We start from the raw sequence: 18,860 nt of genomic DNA, 5'->3' as shown, positions 1-18,860 counted from the left end.
CATCCGCAGCAGAAGGGGAGGGGGTGCTACTGTGTCGGCTGGTCCGGCCTCTCCGCCGACTGGGCCGTTCCGCTGTCGCTGACGCGCCAGATGGCGTTGCCGACATCGTCGGCGACCAGCAGCGCGCCCTTGTTGTCCAGAATGACGCCGACGGGGCGGCCCTGGGCCTTGCCGTCCTTGTCGAGGAAGCCGGTCAGCACGTCCACCGGCTCGCCGGCCGGCTTGCCGTCGCGGAAAGGCACGAAGATCACCTTGTAGCCGCTGGGCGGCTCGCGGTTCCACGAACCGTGCTGGCCGATGAAGACACCCTGCTGCAGCGATTGCGGCAACTCGCCGGCCCGCGAGAACGCCAGCCCCAGCGACGCGGTGTGCGGACCCAGCGCATAGTCCGGCGGGATCGCCTTGGCGACCAGATCCGGGCGCTGCGGCTCCACCCGCTGGTCGACATGCTGGCCGTAATAGCTGTAGGGCCAGCCGTAGAAGCCGCCGTCCTTCACCGAGGTCATGTAATCGGGGACAAGGTCGCTGCCGATCTCGTCGCGCTCGTTGACGGCGGTCCACAGGGCGCCGCCGGTCGGCTCCCAATCCAGCCCGTTGGGGTTGCGCAGGCCGGAGGCGAAGATGCGGTGCGACCGCGTCTTCAGGTCGATTTCCCAGATGGCGGCGCGGCCTTCCTCCGCCTGCATTCCATTCTCGGCCACATTGCTGTTTGAACCTGTGGTTGCATATAGCTTGGTACCGTCGCGGCTGGCGATGATGTTCTTGGTCCAATGGTGGTTGATCGGCCCGCCCGGCAGATCGACGATCTTCTCCGGCTGGGCCGTAATCCGGGTGTCGCCCTCCTTATAGGGCACCTTCACCACGGCGTCGGTGTTGGCGATGTAGAGGTCGCCGCCGACCAATGTCATGCCGAAGGGGGAGTTCAGCCCTTCCAGGAAGGGTTCGCGGACATCGGCCTTGCCGTCGCCGTCGCTGTCGCGCAGCAGGGTGATGCGGTTGGCGCTGGGCGTCTTGGCGCCGGCCTTGTCCATCACCAGCCCCATGACCCAGCCCTTGATGCCCTTGCCGTCCTCCGGCTTGGGCGGCGCGTTGGTCTCCGCCACCAGCACGTCGCCGTTGGGCAGCGCCAGCATCCAGCGCGGATGGTCCAGCCCGGTGGCGAAGGCGGTGAGGCTCAACCCCTGCGCCGGCGTCGGCTGCGCCCCCTGCGGCCAGCCGATGGCGTCGGCGATGTTCACCGTCGGGATCAGCGTGGATTTCGGTTCCGGCAAGGTCGGGTTGGGGCCGGTGCCGGCCGATACCGGCAGGCTCGCCTGTTCGCCGCAGCCGGCAAGCGACAGGACCGCGACCGTCGCGGAAAGCATGAGGGCAAGCCGAGAGGAGCTACGCATGCGCCGGATTCCCGCATCTGTGGGCGTGGAGGGGGTACCCACGCTCAACGTCCGGGCGGACGGGATGGTTCCGCTCCCAGCGGTCGGCCGTCAGCGCGGCGCCGTCAGCCCCCGCAGCTCCGCGGCCAGGGCGGCGGCCAGCTTTCCGCCGTCGCACAGCGGTCCGCCGGCCATGCGGGGGCGCAGGCTGCGGCGCATCTCCGCCAGCCGCTGCGGGTCGGCGGCCAGGGCGACGGCGCGCTCCACGTAATCGGCCGGGTCGGCGGCGATGCAGCCCTCCACCCCCGCCACGGTCAGGAAGGCCAGCGAATGGCGGCTGGAGAAGGTCTCCCCCGGCAGGGTGACGACCGGCACGCCCATCCACAGCGTCTCCAGCGTCGTGGTGCTGCCGGCGAAGGGGAAGGGGTCGAGCGCCACGTCGACCGAGGCGCACCAGCGCATGTGGTCCAGGCTGCTGCTGGCGCCGACCATCGTCACCCGGTCCGGGTCGATGCCGGCAGCGGCCAGCCGGTCGCGCCACAGTGCCGCGGTGGCTGGGCATGACAGCGCCTTGGTCTTCATCAGCAGGCGGGCGTCCGGCATCCGCTCCAGGATCGCCGCCCAGGCGGCCAGCACCCCGTCGTTCAGCTTGGTCAGGATGTTGAAGCTGCCGAAGGTGACCGGCCCGCCGGACAGGCTGGGCGGCGGCGTCAGCGGCAGGATTTCCTCGCCGCCCGGCGGGTCGTAGGCGATGAAGGCGTCTGGCATGCGCAGCACCCGCTCCGCATAGAAGCTCTCCATGCCGTCGGGCACATGGTGACGGTCGGCGACCAGCGCATCCATCGCCGCCAGCCCGGTCGTCGCCATATAGCCGGACCACGCGACCTGCACCGCCGCCGGCTTGCGCGCGAAGACGCCGGGCCGGCCGCGGGCATTGTGCCCGGCAAGGTCGATCAGCACGTCGGGCCGGTCATGGCGGATCTGGGTCGCGATCTCGGCATCGGTCAAGCCGGCCACCGGCGTCCAGCGCGCCGCCGCCTTGCGGAAGCGGTCCGTCACATCGTCGGCTTCCGTCTGGTTGGCGTAGAGCAGCAGGCGGACATCGTGCTCCGGCAGCGCCTCCACCGTGCGCAGGGCGAACAGGCCGGCGGGGTGGCGGCGGAAATCGCCGGACAGGATGGCGACGGTCAGCGGTCCCTTTCCCGCCGCAGCCCCAGAGGACCCGCGGCCGGGCTTGACCCAGCGCCCGCGGTGCGGCGCGCCATGGACCGCATCCCAGGCCCGGTGCGCCTCCAGCACCGCCGCCGCCGTCACTCCCGGCCGGAACAGCTGGAGATAGGCGAGGTTGGAGCGCACGTCGGCCAGACCGTGGTCGAGCGCCAGCGCCCGCCGGTTCCCGGCCTCCGCCGCGTCGAGCAGCCCCTGGCTCTGCCGCACCAGCGCCAGATTGGCGTGCGCCTCCGCCAGCGCCGGGTCCCAGGCCAGCGCCGCCGCATAGGCGTCGGCCGCCGCGCCCAGCCGGTCGGCATGCTGGCGCACCTCCCCCAGCCGCAGCAGGGTGGCCGGCAAATCCGGCCGGGCGGCCACGGCATGGCGGGCCGCCCGGTCTGCCCCGTCGCGGTCGCCCAGCGCCAGCCGTGCCGCCGCGAGATTGGCGAGTGCCGCCGCGTGATCGGGGCGCAGCGCCAGCGCGCGGGCCAGCGCCGCCGCGGCCTCCTGCGGCCGGCCCAGCGACAGCAGCAGCCCGCCGCGGTTGGCATGCGCCTCGACGAAGCCGGAATCGTCGGCGATCGCGGCGCGGTAGGCGGCGTCGGCATCCGTCCGGCGGCCCAGCGCCGCCAGCACGTTGCCCAGGTTGAAACGGGCGCGAGCATAGCCGGGGCGCCGCACCGCGGCTTGCCGGAATGCGGTCGCCGCCTCCTCCAGCCGTCCCAGAGCCTCCAACGCGTTGCCCATGTTGTAGAGCGCCTGGGCAAAGTCCGGCCGCAGCCGGATCGCCTGCCGGTGGGCGGTAACCGCCTCCTCCAACCGGCCGAGCGCCTTCAGCGCGCTGCCGAGATTGTCGTGATAATCGGCGACCCGGTGGCTGTGCTGGATGGCGCCGCGGATCAGCGTCACCGCCCGATCCGGCTGGCCCGACTGCAGATGGACCACGCCCAGCAGATGGGCGGCGTCGGCATGGCCGGGCATGGCGTCCAGCACGGCATGGTACATCGCCGCCGCCTCTGCCAGCCGGCCGGCCTGATGATGCGCCACCGCGGCAGCCATCGCTTCCTGGATCGTCGCCATGCCGACCGTCATACCGGTTGCCGGTAACCCGCGCCAGCGGTTTCCCTGTCCTGCGGGTGAGACAGACGGCATTCCAACCCGGCTCCTCCTCCCTCTCCCCGGGGGGAGAGGGGATTCTTCCGGCGTCCGCTGATCGAGCCCCAGGTTTTCAACACTTGACCCGGCGGGCTGGGGCGGTCAGCTTGCCGGCCGTATACAGCCCCGGCCGCTGCCCGTGAATCGACGCCCATGAACCGACTGCAACGGTACCTGTTCCGCAACCTGCTGATCGCCACGCTCTACTCCACGGCGGGCCTGACGCTGACCATCTGGCTCAGCCAGTCGCTGCGCCTGATCGAGATCGTGGTCAGCGCCGGCGCGCCGATGGGCATGTTCCTGTGGCTGCTGCTGCTGACGGTGCCGACCTTCCTCGGCATCGTCCTGCCGCTGGCGCTGGTCGGCGCCATCCTGTTCACCTACAACAAGATGGCGACCGACAGCGAGCTGGTGGTGATGCGCGCGGCCGGCGTCGGCCCGCTGTCGCTGTCGCAGCCGGCGCTCGTGCTGGCGGTCGGGGTGACGGCCGTCGTCCTCACCCTGAACGTCTGGATCACCCCCGCCGCCCACCGCGAGCTGGTGCGGATGGAGTACACGGTGCGCAGCGACTATTCGCAGCTGTTCCTGCGCGAAGGCGTTTTCAACGAAGTCGGCGACCATTTCAGCGTCTTCCTGCGCGACCGCGACGCCGACGGCAACCTGCACAAGGTGCTGATCCATGACGGGCGCCAGCCGGACAAGCCGGTGACGATCATGGGCGACCGCGCGGTGATGCAGACCGGGCCGGAGGGCACGCGCTTCGTCGTCTATGACGGCAACCGGCAGGAGTTGGACCGCAAGACCAGCCGGCTGTCGCAGCTGTTCTTCGACCGCTACGCCGTCGACCTGAAGGCGGTGGCGCCGCAGGCGGCGGAACGCTGGCCCGACGCCCGCGAACGCAGCACGGCGGAACTGATGGCGGGCGACGTGCCGGCGCAGGACGACCGCATGCGCCGCGGCCTGATCGCGGAGCTGCACCACCGCTTCTCCTCGCCGCTGCTGGCCCTGACCTACGCCCTGGTGGCGCTGTCGGCGCTGCTGTCGGGCGAGTTCAACCGCCGCGGCCAGTCCTCCCGCGTCACCATCGCCGTGCTGCTGGTGATGGGATTGCAGGCGGCGGCACTCGGCCTGACCAGCCTCGCCGGCAAGGCGACCGTCTTCGTGCCGCTGATGTATGCCATGCCGCTGGCCATGCTGCTGCCGGCGCTGTGGGTGATGTCGCGTGGGCTGACGCTGCGGCCGGGACGCCGGCATTCCGCCGGGGACGCTCCCTTGGATGCTGGCGGGGATGCTGCCGGGCGCGCATCATGAGCCGCATCCTCTTCATCACCTCCAACCGGCTGGGCGACGCCGTGCTGTCCACCGGGCTGCTCGACCACCTGACGCACGCCTATCCGGACGCGCGGCTGACCATCGCCTGCGGGCCGCTGCCGGCGCCGCTGTTCCGCTCCGTGCCGGGGCTGGAGCGGCTGATTCCGCTGGCGAAACGCTCCTACGCCCGGCATTGGCTGCGGCTGTGGCTGGACTGTGTCGGCACGCGCTGGGATCTGGTGCTGGATCTGCGCAACTCGGCGGTCGGGCGGCTGGTGCCGGCCCGCCGGCGGGTCTTCCACGCCAAGCCGCCCCGCCCGATGCACAAGGTGGAGGAGAACGCCGCCCTGCTCGGCCTGTCGCCGCCGCCGGACCCGCGGCTGTGGATCGACGACGCGGCGCGGCGGCAGGCCGATGCCCTGATCCCCGCCGGAGCCGGTCCGTTCCTGGCGATCGGGCCGACCGCCAACTGGCTGGGCAAGGAATGGCCGGCCGACCGCTTCGCCCGTCTGGCGCTCCGGCTGACGGGGCAGGGGGGCGCGCTGGCGGGCGCCCGCGTGGCCGTGCTGGCCGCCGGGCCGGAGCGCGAGCGGGCGCGGCCCGTGCTCGACGCGCTGGGCGATCGCGCCATCGACCTGACCGGCCGCACCGACCCGATGGCGGCGGCCGCCTGCCTGGAGCGGGCGGCGCTCTATGTCGGCAACGACAGCGGTCTGATGCACATCGCGGCGGCGGCCGGCGTGCCGACGGTGGGACTCTTCGGTCCCGGTTATCCCGCCATCTACGGCCCGTGGGGGCCGCGCGGGCGGGTGGTGGTCAGCGAGGTTCCCCAGGCCGATCTGCTGGCCCGCGTCGCCGCCGATCCCAATGCCCGCGGCCTGATGGACGGCATCGCCGAGGACCGGGTGGCGAAGGTCGCTGCCAAGCTCCTGGCTGAAACGCATAGAACTTGTGACCAGTTTGCGGCAACGCCCGCCGGAGCGGCGGAAGTACCCCCGTTGCGTTGACAAAGCCGGCCGGATAACCGACACTTCGACGACTATGCAAAGGGGCAGCTCCGCCCCACCGGATGGGTTTTCCCCCGAGGGTTTGGAATGAAGCCGACTCCTACCTACGCCAACAAGCCGACCTCGGACAATCCGCGCGACGTCGAGGCTTGGGCCCTGGCGGAAGCGGCGCGCCGCATCATCGCCGCCAGCCATGCCAAGGACGAAAAGGCCTACCGCGAGGCTCTTCAGCTGAACCAGCGCCTGTGGACCATCTTCCAGGCGGCGATCACCGAAGAGGATTGCGGCCATCCGCCGGAGGTCCGGACGAACATCGCGGCCTTGTCGCTGCTGGTCGACCGCGAAACCACCAACCGTCTGATCGACCTGGATTTCAGCAAGATCGACACGCTGGTCAACATCAACCGCAACGTCGCCAGCGGACTGACCGCGCAGGGCCAGTTCATCGCCGCCCAGCAGGCGACCCAGCCGCATGCGGGCGCGCCTCAGGCCGCTGCCCCGCAGGCTCCGGCTGCTCCCCAGGCTGCCCCGGCCCCGGGCCAGCCGCCCGCCGGCATGCGCCCCGCCGTGCCGCCGCGCCCGATGACCACCCCCGACGCCGCTCCGGTCAACCGCGAGTCCCTGCGCATCTCGATCTGATCGGTATCCGAACGACACGAAAAAGGCCGGCGCTCCGATGGGGCGCCGGCCTTTTTCATTGGCCTCACTCCGCCGGAACCTCGCGCTCCAGCTCCTCCAGCCAGATGCGGGCGTTGCCGTCGGACGGCGCGCGCCAGTCGCCGCGCGGCGAGAGGGAGCCGCCGGCTGTCACCTTCGGGCCGTTCGGCATGGCCGAGCGCTTGAACTGGCTGAAGCCGAAGAAGCGGCGCAGGAACACGCGCAGCCAGTCGCGGATCTCGGCCGGGCTGTAGGCGCGGCGCTTCTCCAGCGGATAGCCCTCCGGCCAGTCGCCCTTCTCGGCCTCGGACCAGGCATGGCGGGCCAGAAAGGCGATCTTCGAGGGACGGAAGCCGTAGCGCAGCACGTAGAACAGGTTGAAATCCTGCAAATCATACGGCCCGACCACGGATTCGGAGCTTTGCAGCGCCTTGTCCGATCCGGCCGGCACCAGTTCCGGCGAGATTTCCGTCTTCAGGATGGCGTCGAGCGTCTCCGACACCTCCTGCTGGAACTGGCCGGTGCGGCTGACCCAGCGGATCAGGTGCTGGATCAGCGTCTTCGGCACGCCGGCATTGACGTTGTAGTGGGACATCTGGTCGCCGACGCCGTAGGTGCACCAGCCCAGAGCCAGTTCCGACAGATCGCCGGTGCCCAGAACGATGCCGTTGTGGTGGTTGGCGAGGCGGAACAGGTAATCGGTGCGCAGGCCCGCCTGCACATTCTCGAAGGTCACGTCATACACCGCCTCGCCACGGGCGAAGGGGTGGTCCATGTCCTTGAGCATCTGGTTGGCGGCCGGCCGGATGTCCAGCTCCTGTGCCGTCACCCCCAGCGCCGTCATCAGCCGCCAGGCGTTGGACTTGGTGCCCTCGCTGGTGCCGAAGCCGGGCATGGTGTAGGCGAGGATGCCGCTGCGGGGCAGCTCCAGCCGGTCCATGGCGCGGGCGGCGACAATCAGCGCATGGGTGCTGTCCAGCCCGCCCGACACGCCGATCACCAGTTTCCCGATGCCCGTGGCGCGCAGCCGCTGCACCAGCCCGGCGACCTGGATGTTGTAGGCCTCGTAGCAGTCCTGCTCCAGCCGTTCGGCGCTGGCCGGAACGAAGGGCAGACGCGGCACCACGCGCAAGAGCCCGACATCCTCCTCCGGCGCGTCCAGCCGGAAGGCGACGGTGCGGAATCCGCCGCTGGCGGACCCGTGCAGGCGCCGGTTGTCGTCGAAGGTACCCTGGCGCAGCCGTTCCTGCCGCAGCAGGTCCAGATCGACGTCGGCCACCGCCATCTGGGCGCCGTCAGGGAAGCGGTCGGTCTCCGCCAGCTTCTCGCCGTTCTCGAAGATCGAGGTCTGGCCGTCCCAGGCGAGATCCGTGGTCGATTCCCCCGTCCCGGCCGAGGAATAGAGATAGGCGGCGAGGCAGCGCGCCGACTGCGATTTCGCCAGCAGCCGGCGGGTGTCGGACTTGCCGATGGTGATGTTGCTGGCCGACAGGTTGGCCAGGATGGTGGCGCCCGCCAGCGACGCCATGGTGCTGGGCGGCGCCGGAACCCACAGATCCTCGCAAATCTCGGCATGCACGACCAGCCCCGGCTGATCCTCCGCCGAGAACAGCAGGTCGGGGCCGAAGGGGGCGGTCAGGTCGCCGATGCGGATCGTCCCGCCATCCGTGCCGGTGCCCGAGGCGAACTGCCGCCGCTCGTAGAATTCCCGGTAGTTCGGCAGATGCTGCTTCGGCACCACGCCCAGCAGCTCGCCGCGGTGGATGGCCACCGCCGTGTTGTAGAGCCGCCCGTCATACAGCAGCGGCGCGCCGACCAGCAGCAGCGGCATCAGTCCGGCCGAGGCCTGCACCAGATCGAGGATCGCCTGTTCCACCGCGTCGATCAGCGGATCCTGCATCAGCAGATCGTCGATGGCATAGCCGGACAGCGCCAGCTCCGGGAACAGCGCGACCGCCACCGACTTGTCGTGGCAGGCGCGTGCCGCCTCCAGGATGGCCGCGGCATTGGCCGCGGGGTCCGCCGGGGTGCAGCGCGTCGTGCAGGCGGCCACCCGCGCGAAGCCGTGCCGATAGATCGAGGTGAAGCTCATGACCCGTCCCTGCTGCCATGTCTGTCCCTGACGCACCACGATATGGCGCCGGGGCATGAAAGATAGCAGGAATTTCCTCGGCGTCAGGTCCCCGCAGCAGGCTTTCCGGCGTGATGGCCCAGGGATGTGTTAGACACGATACATTCGTTATAAAACCAAGGTCAAATCGATAGTTCGATCAGACGCCTCCAGTTAAAATGATGGGGGTGGAGGATCATGCCCTCCGACAGCCAAGTTGACCAATGCAAGTGCATTGGATATAGCCGGAACTCGTTTGCACCGAGAGTCGGCAGACCGACGCCAGAAGGACTCGTTCATCATCGTGCCATCGGATACGCCGGTCACGCAGCCGGACCAGCCCGACGCCGCACAGCGGCAGACGGATGCCGTGACTCTGCCGCCCGCCTCCCCGGAGAGCGTCCCGGCCGATGCCGGGGCAGGCACGGAGGACCGGCCGGAGAAGTCCTGCTGCATCGTCGGCCTCGGCGCCTCGGCCGGCGGGCTGGAGGCGCTGCAGCGCTTCTTCGACGCCGTGCCGGGCGACAGCGACCTCGCCTATGTCGTGGTCCAGCACCTGTCGCCGGTGCACAAGAGCCTGATGGTCGACCTGCTGGCCAAGCACACGGCGATGGAGGTGGTTCAGGCGACAGACGGCGTTCCGGTCCAGCGCAACACCGTCTATCTGCTGCCCCCCGGCAAGCACCTGACCATCGAGGATTGCCGGCTGAGGCTGACCGCCAAGGACGCCGGCAGCGGCATGAGCCTGCCGATCGACATCTTCCTGACCGCTCTGGCCCGCGACCAGGGGCCGCTCGCCATCGGCGTGATCCTGTCGGGCACCGGGTCCGACGGCACCCGCGGGCTGATGGCGATCAAGTCCGCCGGCGGCTTCACCGCCGTGCAGCAGCCGGAAACGGCGCAGTTCGACGGCATGCCGCGCAGCGCGCTCGCCACCGGACAGATCGACGCAACCCTGCCGCCCGACGAGCTGCCGGCCCGCCTGATCGACCATGCGCGCAAGGCGCTGGCCCGCGCCCGCCCGATGCCCGCCCGGCAGCGGCGGGAGGACGGCGACGACCCGCTGGCCCAGATCATCGCGGTCATCCGTTCCGTCACCGGGGTCGATTTCTCCCACTACAAGCTGGCGACGCTGCTGCGGCGGATCGAACGGCGGATGCAGGGCGCCGGGCTGGAATCGATGGATGAGTATGCCGCCCTGCTGCGGCGGAACAGCGCCGAGACGGTCAACCTCTACAAGGAGATGCTGATCGGCGTCACCCGCTTCTTCCGGGACGAGGCGGCCTTCCGCATCCTGGCCGACCGGGTGATCCCCAGCCTGCTCGCCAACCGCAGCCCGTCCGACATGATCCGCGTCTGGGTCTGCGGCTGCGCCAGCGGGGAGGAGGCCTATTCCCTCGCCATCCTGTTCGCCGAGGCGCAGGAACGGATGGGCCGCAGCGTCGACGTCAAGATCTTCGCCACCGACATCGACCAGGACAGTATAGAGGTGGCGAGCCTCGGCGAATATCCGCGCGCCATCGCCGAGGACGTGTCGCAGGAACGGCTCGCCCGCTTCTTCACCGCGCGGGGCGACAGCTATGTGGTGTCGCGCGATCTCCGCCGGATGGTGGTGTTCGCCGCGCACAACATCATGCGCGACCCGCCCTTCACAAAGATCGACCTGCTGAGCTGCCGCAACCTGCTGATCTACATGGACCAGCCCTTGCAGCGCAAGGTGCTCAGCCTGTTCCAGTACGCCCTGCGGCAGAGCGGATTCCTGTTCCTCGGCACCAGCGAGACGCTGGGCGACCTCCAGTCGGACTTCCACACCGTCGACAGCCGCAACAAGATCTTCCAGAGCCTGCGCGCCGGGTCCTTCCGGCTGTCGCGGCTGCTGGTGCCGACGGTGGCGGCTCCGCTGGCCCGCCATGGCGACGACGTCTCGTCCCCGGGGATGGAGGAGGGGGCGGCGATCGACGAGGCGATGGCCGCGCTGATGAAGGCCTATGTGCCGCCCTGCCTGCTGGTCAACGACCAGATGAACATCCTGCATGTGTTCGGCGACGCCTCCTCGCTGCTGAAGGTGCCGCCGGGCGAGGCGACGCTGAACGTGCTGAAGATGCTGCCCTCGTCGGTCGCCATGGTGACGGGCACCGCGCTGAACCGCGCCTTCCGCTCGGGCGAGGAATTCGCGCTGTCCAACATCCCGGTGAAGGACCGAGAGGGGGTGGTGGCGCTCAGCCTGCGGGTCCAGCCCTATGTGGCGCGCAAGACCGGGCGGCGCTTCGCCCTGGTGGTGCTGGACCGCGCCAACATGCTGCCGCTGTCGGTGCCGGATTCCGACTTCGACCTGAACGCCGACGCCGCCGAGCGCATCCGCGGGCTGGAACAGGAACTGCTGTCGCGCGGCGAGAATCTCCAGGCGACCATCGAGGAATTGGAAACCGCCAACGAGGAGCTTCAGGCCACCAACGAGGAACTGCTGGCCTCCAACGAGGAGCTGCAGAGCACCAACGAGGAACTGCAGTCGGTCAACGAGGAGCTTTACTCCGTCAACGCTGAGTATCAGGCGAAGGTGGAGGAGCTGACGGAGATCACCAATGACCTGGACAACCTGCTGCGCTCCACCGAGATCGGCACGGTGTTCCTGGACGACGATTTCGTCATCCGCCGCTTCACCCCGGCGGCGGCCAGCTTCATCAACATCATCCCGCGCGACATCGGCCGTTCCATCGCGCATCTGTCGACCAACATCGACTATCCCGATTTCCTGGCCGACATCCGGGCGGTTTTCGGCGGGCGCGAGCCCATGGAACGCCATGTCCGCGTCAATGACGGCCGCTGGGTCCTGACCCGGATCCTGCCCTATCTGACCGACAAGAACCAGGTGGCCGGCGTGGTGGTGACCTTCGTCGACGTCACCGACACCAAGCAGGCGCAGGAGCGGCTGCAGAACGTCCTGGACAGCCTGCCGGAACACATCGCCGTGACCGACCGCGATGGACGCATCGTCATGGTCAACGCCGCATGGCGCAGCTTCGCCGACCGCAACGGCGGCGGAGCCACCAACCGCTGCGGCATCGGTACCAATTATCTTGAAGTCTGCCTGACTCCGGACGCGATCAGGCAGGACGGCGTCGCCCGCGCGGTGCATGACGGGCTGCACCGCATCCTGGACGGCAGGGCCGACGACTTCACCATTGAATATCCCTGCCATTCGCCCGACGAGCAGCGTTGGTTCCTGATGCACGCCACACGCCTGAACGACCCTGACGGCGGTGTCGTCGTCAGCCACATCAACATCACCAATCGAAAACTGATGGAACTGAGGCTGGACGACGAGGACGGCCGGGGAGGGGCGGCATGACCGAGGATCGCCCCGGCGGCCTGCGGCGCCGCGCCGAAAGCGTGCTCAGCGGCGGCCATTTCGAGGCGGCGGACATCACCGTCACCTCGATGAAGGAACTGCTGCACGAACTGTACGTCCATCAGGCCGAACTCGAGATCCAGAACGAGGAACTGCGCGGCGCGCAGCAGGCGCTGGAGGCGTCGCGCCTGCAATATCTCCAGCTGTTCCAGTCGGTGCCGCTCGCTTGTCTGGCGGTGAACGCCGCCGGCATCGTGGGGGAGGCCAACGCCGCGGCCGAGCGCCAGTTCGGCCTGCCGATGCTGCGGCTGAAGGGCCGTCCCCTGACCCTGCTGGTCGACAGTCTCGACCATGGCCGCCTGTTCACCGCGCTCGGCCGGCTGCGCGAGACCGGCGAGTGGGTCCGGCAGGAATTCCGCTATGTCGGACCGCAGGGAACCGTCATCGACGGGCTGACCGACGCCCGCACCGTGACGTTGGATGACGGCGACCGCGGCGACGTGCTGCTGACCATCACCGACCTGACCGAACGGAACGCGTGGCTGCGCGAGGTGCAGCAGGCCCGCGACGACGCGGAACGGGCGCGCGCCGACTACCACCACATCCTGCAATCGGTGGGCGACGGCATCCTGGGGGTGGACGCCGACGGGCGCATCCGCTTCGTCAACGCCGCCGCCACGACACTGACCGGCCATCTCGACCTCGACCTGATCGGCCGCCCGCCGTCGGATTTGCTGGCCGGTCCGGCCCTCGATCATGAAAGCGGGACACCCGCAGAAGGCGGTGCCGCCCGCGCGCTGGCCCTGTCGCTGACCGACGGGCGGCCGCGCGGCGTCGCCTGCGAACGGCTGCGGCGGGAGGATGGCGGCATCGTGCTGGTCGAGGTCTCCATCTCGCCCATGCTGATGCCCGGCAAGCGCCTCGCCCCGGTGCAGGAGCGCATCCAGGGCGCCGTCGTCGCCTTCCGCGACGTTACCGCGCGATGGGCGGCGGAAGCGGCGCTGAACCTCAGCGAGCGGCGGCACCGGGTCCTGGTGCAGTCGCTGCACGACGCGCTGACGATGACCGCCGCCGACGGCCGCTGCCTGCTGGCGAACCCGATGGCCGAACGGCTGCTGGGCGGCCCGGCCCGCCCGCTGCTCGATCCCACCGCGGCCGGCTATGACGGGGACGGGACGGACGGGCATCTGGTCCCGGCCACCGCCCCGACCCAGTTGGTGCCGACCACCGCCGGGCGCCGCTTCATCGACGCCAACGGCAACCGCCTGCATGGGCTGCCCCCCGCGGCGGAGGCCGCGCGGAGCGGCAAGCCGGTGGTGGAGCGCATCGTCGGCGTGGTCGAGGGGGAGGAGGCCACCGCCCCGACCCGCTGGCTGCGCGTGTCGAGCCACCCCGTCGCCGACACGGCCGGCCGAGTGGAGGCCGTGGTGTCCAGCGTCGCCGACATCACCGCGGTGAAGGCGCTGGAACGCGAATTGAACGTCGCGCTGGACGCCCGCGAACGCTTCCTGGCCGCGGCCAGCCACGATCTGCGCCAGCCGGTCCAGGCGCTCCTGCTGCTGTCGGACCTGCTGCTGAAGGAAAGCCTTCCGGCCGAGGCGCGGCGGGTGGCGGAGCAGATCCAGTCCTCGCTGGGCGGGTTGGGCGGCATGCTGGACGGGATGCTGGATATCTCCAAGCTGGAGGCCGGTCTGGTCGCGCCGCATCCGGAGCCGGTCGATATCGGCGCCCTGCTGGCCCGGCTGCATGGGGATTTCGCCCCGCTGGCGGAGAGGGGCGGGCAGGAATTGCGTCTGGTGGCGCCGCCGCTGGCGACCCGGACCGACCCCGGCCTGCTGGAACGGGTCCTGCGCAATCTGTTGGCCAACGCGCTGCGCTATGCTCCTGGCGGACGGGTGCTGCTGGGCGCGCGGCGGCGCGGCGACCGCCTGCAGATCGAGGTGTGGGACAGCGGCATCGGCATCGCCGACCAGCACATCGACCGCATCTTCCAGGACTTCTATCAGGTCGGCAACGCCGCCCGCGACCGCCGGGAAGGGCTGGGGCTGGGGTTGAGCATCGCCAAGCGGCTGGTCACCATGCTGGGCGGCAGCATCGACGTGACCTCCTCGCTCGGCCGCGGCAGCCGCTTCACCGTCAGTCTGCCGCTGACCGAGTCCGGCACCGGCGCGCCGACCCAGGCAGGCCAAGCACAGGCCGGCGGCGGCGAATCGGCCGCGGCGATCCGCGACGGCAGCGAAGACCGGCTGATCATGCTGGTGGAGGACGACGCCGTCATCCGTATGGCGTTGGCCCTGATGCTTGAGGATTGGGGGTTCCGCGTGGCGGAGGCCGGCAGCGGCACCGAGGCGGACGGCCTGCTGGACGAGCTGATCGAGGCCGGGCAGACCCCCGACGTCATCCTTGCCGACTACCGCCTGCCGGAGGGCACCACCGGACTGATGGTGATGGACATGGTCCGCCGCCGCCTGTCGCGCGACGTGCCCGGCGTGCTGCTGACCGGCGACACCTCCGCCGACCGCCTGCGGGAAGCGGCCGGCGCCCAATGTGCCCTGCTGCACAAGCCCATTCAGCCCAACCGTCTGCGCGATACCTTGAGTGCCGCACTGAACGGCTGAAAAGGACGGCCGCGCCTGAAAATGCCCTGCCATTTTTCGGAGTAGCCGTTCGGGCAATTTTTCGCCCACGTCACTTTTGACTCAGGTCAATGTTACCAATACGGGAGAGATCAGACTGTAGGGACTACGCACGACGTGGTCGACGGCGGCAAGCGAGACCGGTCCATGCCCACCAACACCGATGCCAGCCTCTTACGCCGGAAGGTTCGCGCCCGCGCCGCCAGAGTATCGGCGTTGCTGTCGGCCGGTCTGTTCGTCGGCTTCCTGCTGTTGATCGTCGTGTTCCTGGAATACCGCCGCGCCATCGACTGGGTGGACCACACGCACGAGGTGATCTCCACCGTCCAGGAACTGCAGTCCAGCCTGTCCGACGCCGAGTCCAGCCAGCGCGGCTACCTTCTGTCGCTGGACCGCCAATATCTGGTGCCTTATGCCGAGGGAACGGAGCGCAGCCGCAGGCTGCTCGACCGCCTGGATCTGTTGACCGCCGACAACCCGGCGCAGCAGGACAAGGTCAAGGCCCTGCGCACGCTCACCCAGGCCAAGCTGGACCGCATGGCCGAGATGCTGCGGCAGGCCGACGGACTGGGGCCGGACCGGGCGCTGGCGACCTTCCGCGAGGGAACGGGCGCCAGCCTGATGACCGGCATCCGGCAACTGACCACCACCATGCGGTCGGAAGAGGATTCGCTGCTCGCGCGGCGCAGCCGGCACGCCACCCTCCTCGAAATCCTGATGATCGCCTATGCGCTGACCTTCGTGTCGGTCACGGGCTGGCTCGGCACCACCACCGTCCGGCGGCTTGAGCGCGATTACCAGGCCGAGCGGGCGGAGGGGAAGGCGCTGGCCGCCGCCCTCGACGAGAACCGCATCCTGCTGGACGAGGTGAACCACCGGGTGAAGAACTCGCTGCAGATCGTCGCCAACCTTCTGCGGACCCAGGCGCTGCGCCACAACAACGCCGATGTGCGCCAGGAACTGCTGGACAGCAGCAGCCGCGTCCTCGCCATCGCCGAGGTCCACCGCCGCCTGTATGGCGAAGGGGCGGTCTACGATACCGTCGAACTGTCGGACCTGATCCGCAGCATCGCCGAGAACGCCATTCCCGCGACTTCCGCCAGCGAGCCGGCGATGACCATGGCGGTCGACACTCCGCTGCCGGCACCGGTCGACACCGCCGTCCCGGTGGCGCTGATCGTGAACGAGCTTCTGACCAACACCTACAAGCATGCCTTCCCCGATGGGCGGCCCGGCACGATCAGGCTCGGCATGGGGGTGGAGGGCAACGAGGTCCGCATCGACGTCACCGACGACGGCGTCGGGCTTCCCGATGAAGTCGCAAGCAGCGGGGGCGGCGGCTTCGGACTGAACACGGTCCGCAATCTTACGCGGCAAATAAGGGGCAGGCTGGAGATCGAACGTTTGACTCCGGGGACGCGGTTCCTTTTAACTTTCCCAATGAAACCCCATTCTCCTACCCAGGCGTGATCCTTCCCGGCGTCGTGCAGCATTTACAAGAAAAACAATGAAGATCCTGATAATTGAAGATGAATACCTGATCGCGGAGGGCGTGTCCCTGACGCTCCAGTCCGCCGGGCACGAGGTGACGGGGGTCGCCGAGGATCTGCCCTCTGCCCTTGCTCTGGCCCGGCAACATCCGCCCGACATGGCGTTCGTCGACATCAAGCTCGCCAACGGATCGAACGGGCTCGACGTCGCCCGCGAACTGAAGGCGCTGGGCATCGCCTGCGTCTTCGCCACCGGGAATCCGCCCAACAAGGCGCAGGCGGGCGGGGTCGGGTTGGGTTACATCGCCAAGCCCTTCTCCCCCCGCGTCCTGGTCCAGACCGCGGCCTTCGTCGGCAGCCTGCTTGCCACTGGTGCCGCTGCGGCCGCCGTTCCCCACGGCTTCGTCACCCTGTAAGACGCGCCCGAAAGCCGGTGAATTAGAATCCGGTGAAGCGTGTGAACGCTTCCGCCGGTTCTCGCTCCGTCGGGAAATTGTTCTCCGGCGCCGACCAGTCGGCGTGGCCCAGCGCCATGCCGCTGGCGATGATCTCGGTGTCCGGCAGGCCGAGATGGCGGGCGGTGATGGCGTGGCGGTAGCAGAAGGCCGCCTGCGGGCAGGTCTCCAGCCCGAAGCCGCGGGCGACGATCATCACGTTCTGCATGAACATGCCGAGGTCGAGCCAGGCGCCCTTGCCCATGTCGCGGTCGATGGCGAAGAACAGCCCGACCGGCGCCCCGAAGAACAGCCAGTTGCGGCCATGCTGCCGCGCCATTCGTTCGCGGTCGCCCTTGCCGATGCCGATCGAGCCGTAGAGCGCCCAGCCCACCGCCCGCCGCCGGCCCAGATAGGGCTCCCGCCAGTTTTCCGGGTAATAGGGATATTCCGGCACCTCCGGCTCGCCCGCCTCATGGGCGGCCAGCAGCTCTGCCGACAGGGCGGCGCGCGCCTCCCCGGCGATGGCATGGACCTTCCAGGGCTGGATGTTGGAGCCGCTCGGCGCCCGCGCGGCGAGGTCGAGGATGCGCAGCACCGTCTCCCGCTCCACCGGCGTGGCCAAGAAGGCACGGACGCTGCGCCGGCCGGCGACGGCGTCCAGTACGGAGAGGGCAGGGGCGTCGCTCATCCCGCGACCTCCGCCGCCACGTCCACTGCCGGCTCGTGGCGGACCGGGAAGTTGACCGAACGGGCGATGAAGCATTTCTCCGCCGCCTCGTGATGCAGGGCCAGCGCCTTCGCGGCGTCCGATCCCGGCGCCAGCGTCACCCGCGGCCGCAGCACGACGCTGCTGAACTGCCCGCCGCCGTCCGGCCCCTCCTCCATCACCCCTTCGGCCTCGTCGGCATAGGCGGTGACGGCGATCCCGGCCGTCGCGCAGAGATGCAGGTACCAGAGCTGATGGCAGGCGGACAGCGAGGCGACCAGCATGTCCTCCGGGTTCCAGCGCGCCGGATCGCCGCGGAAGGCCGGGTCGGAGGAGCCGGGGATCGCCGGCTTGGTCCCGGCGTCTATGCTGTGGTCGCGGCTGTAGGCCCGGTAGCCCGACGTGCCGGTGCCGAGATTGCCGGTCCACTCGACCCGCACGGCATAGCGGTGTTCTCTGTGCGCCATCCTTCCCACTCCTTCGCTGTCTATTGCATCACCACCATCAGAAGCGCCGGCAGCGCCACGAAGGCCATGGCGGTGGAGCCCAGCACCATACCCGCCACATCCTCCGGCGAATTGCCGTAGCGCAGGGCCCAAAGATAGTTGAAGACCGCCACCGGCATGGAACTCTGCACCAGCACCACGCCGCGCGCGGTCCCGGTCAACCCCATCGCCCACACCACCAGCAGCCCCATGGCGAAACCGGCCGCCAGCCGGAAGGCCGACATCGACAGCGCCCGCACCGCTCCCGACAGCCGCAGCTTCGACAGCGCCACCCCCAGCGAGAACAGCATCAGCGGCACCGCGCAGTTGCCCAGCAGAGTCGTCGTGTTGCCGATCCAGGCGGGCAGGGGAAGCCCGGCCAGCTGGATCGCCACGGCGAGCGCCACCGCGTAGATCGTCGGTGTGCGCGCCATCTGCCACAGGTCGAAGCGTCCCGCCGCCAGCGCCGGCCCCAGCGTGAACTGCCCCACCGACATCACCGCATAGAACAGCACGGCAAGGCTGAGCCCGGCCTCCCCGAAGGCGAAGAGGCAGAGCGGCAGCCCGAGATTTCCCGCGTTGGGAAAGGCCATCGCCGGCACATAGACCCGCAGCGGCAGCCGCGCCGCCAACAGCACCGGCACCGCCGCCAGCGCGGTCAGCACCATGCAGGCGGTCGCCGCCGCCGCCATCTCCGCCATCACGTCGGCCGACAGGTGCAGCCGGGTCAGCGCCGAGAAGACCAGGCAGGGCGACGACACGTTGATCGCGAAGGTGGTGATGAAGGCGCTGTCGTAGGGAAGCTGCGCGCGCGTCCAGCCATAACCCAGCGCCGCCACCACGAACACGGGGGCCAGCACGGCGAAGGCGTCGGACAGAAGGACGAGGGTGGGCATGCAACTGCTGGCTGGGTGAATGGTCCGCCACGATGACGGCAT

13 protein-coding genes are annotated in these 18,860 nt (G+C 69.5%); 7 read left to right on the top strand and 6 right to left on the bottom strand.

Going from position 1 to position 18,860, the window contains the following annotated elements:
• Positions 1-26 precede the first annotated feature (26 nt).
• Both FZ983_RS22665 and FZ983_RS22660 read right to left on the bottom strand, forming a co-directional pair.
• A complete protein-coding gene (locus FZ983_RS22665) occupies positions 27-1,364 on the bottom strand; it encodes a sorbosone dehydrogenase family protein (protein WP_149225775.1) in 1,338 nt (445 codons plus the stop codon).
• Between the two features lie 117 nt (positions 1,365-1,481).
• Positions 1,482-3,659, bottom strand: coding sequence for a tetratricopeptide repeat protein (locus FZ983_RS22660; protein WP_247883918.1), 2,178 nt, complete (start codon positions 3,657-3,659; stop codon positions 1,482-1,484).
• 228 nt (positions 3,660-3,887) lie between these two features.
• Between FZ983_RS22660 and lptF the strand changes: the two genes are divergently transcribed.
• The 3 genes from lptF (at position 3,888) to FZ983_RS22645 (ending at position 6,691) form a co-directional block, all read left to right on the top strand.
• A complete protein-coding gene (gene lptF, locus FZ983_RS22655; protein WP_149225743.1) occupies positions 3,888-5,045 on the top strand; it encodes an LPS export ABC transporter permease LptF in 1,158 nt (385 codons plus the stop codon).
• Complete coding sequence (locus tag FZ983_RS22650) at positions 5,042-6,052, top strand: glycosyltransferase family 9 protein (RefSeq protein WP_149225742.1); 1,011 nt, start codon at positions 5,042-5,044, stop codon at positions 6,050-6,052. Before lptF ends, FZ983_RS22650 begins: the two co-directional genes overlap by 4 nt.
• 87 nt (positions 6,053-6,139) lie before the next feature.
• Positions 6,140-6,691: a flagellar biosynthesis regulator FlaF gene (locus FZ983_RS22645; RefSeq protein ID WP_149225741.1), complete on the top strand. Its 552-nt coding sequence runs from the start codon at positions 6,140-6,142 to the stop codon at positions 6,689-6,691.
• A gap of 64 nt (positions 6,692-6,755) precedes the next feature.
• Here FZ983_RS22645 and FZ983_RS22640 read toward each other — a convergent pair whose 3' ends face one another.
• Positions 6,756-8,801, bottom strand: coding sequence for an NAD(+) synthase (locus FZ983_RS22640; RefSeq protein ID WP_149225740.1), 2,046 nt, complete (start codon positions 8,799-8,801; stop codon positions 6,756-6,758).
• 322 nt (positions 8,802-9,123) lie between these two features.
• Between FZ983_RS22640 and FZ983_RS22635 the strand changes: the two genes are divergently transcribed.
• The 4 genes from FZ983_RS22635 (at position 9,124) to FZ983_RS22620 (ending at position 16,710) form a co-directional block, all read left to right on the top strand.
• A complete protein-coding gene (locus FZ983_RS22635; RefSeq protein ID WP_247883917.1) occupies positions 9,124-12,168 on the top strand; it encodes a chemotaxis protein CheB in 3,045 nt (1,014 codons plus the stop codon).
• Positions 12,165-14,786, top strand: coding sequence for a PAS domain S-box protein (locus FZ983_RS22630; RefSeq protein ID WP_149225739.1), 2,622 nt, complete (start codon positions 12,165-12,167; stop codon positions 14,784-14,786). Before FZ983_RS22635 ends, FZ983_RS22630 begins: the two co-directional genes overlap by 4 nt.
• A gap of 165 nt (positions 14,787-14,951) precedes the next feature.
• On the top strand, positions 14,952-16,274 hold the full coding sequence (locus FZ983_RS22625; protein ID WP_149225738.1) for a CHASE3 domain-containing protein: 1,323 nt from the start codon (positions 14,952-14,954) through the stop codon (positions 16,272-16,274).
• 37 nt (positions 16,275-16,311) lie between these two features.
• Positions 16,312-16,710: a response regulator gene (locus FZ983_RS22620; protein WP_149225737.1), complete on the top strand. Its 399-nt coding sequence runs from the start codon at positions 16,312-16,314 to the stop codon at positions 16,708-16,710.
• Positions 16,711-16,732: 22 nt separating this feature from the next.
• Here the strand turns inward: FZ983_RS22620 and FZ983_RS22615 are convergent, their stop codons facing one another.
• Genes FZ983_RS22615 through FZ983_RS22605 form a run of 3 tightly spaced genes read right to left on the bottom strand, consistent with a single transcriptional unit; the run spans position 16,733 to position 18,818 of the window.
• Positions 16,733-17,419 (bottom strand): nitroreductase, encoded by a 687-nt coding sequence (locus FZ983_RS22615; protein ID WP_149225736.1) that lies wholly within the window; start codon positions 17,417-17,419, stop codon positions 16,733-16,735.
• Positions 17,416-17,904 (bottom strand): OsmC family protein, encoded by a 489-nt coding sequence (locus tag FZ983_RS22610; RefSeq protein ID WP_149225735.1) that lies wholly within the window; start codon positions 17,902-17,904, stop codon positions 17,416-17,418. The genes FZ983_RS22615 and FZ983_RS22610 overlap by 4 nt, the downstream gene beginning before the upstream one ends.
• Positions 17,905-17,924: 20 nt before the next feature.
• Entirely contained in the window at positions 17,925-18,818 is an 894-nt protein-coding gene (locus FZ983_RS22605) for an AEC family transporter (protein WP_149225734.1), read from the bottom strand.
• Between the last annotated feature and the right edge of the window lie 42 nt (positions 18,819-18,860).

It is taken from the genome of Azospirillum sp. B21 (assembly GCF_008364825.1).
In the GTDB taxonomy this organism is placed as follows: domain Bacteria; phylum Pseudomonadota; class Alphaproteobacteria; order Azospirillales; family Azospirillaceae; genus Azospirillum.
Note: the sequence above shows the minus strand (reverse complement) of the source record. Positions and strands in the feature narration are given on the sequence as shown.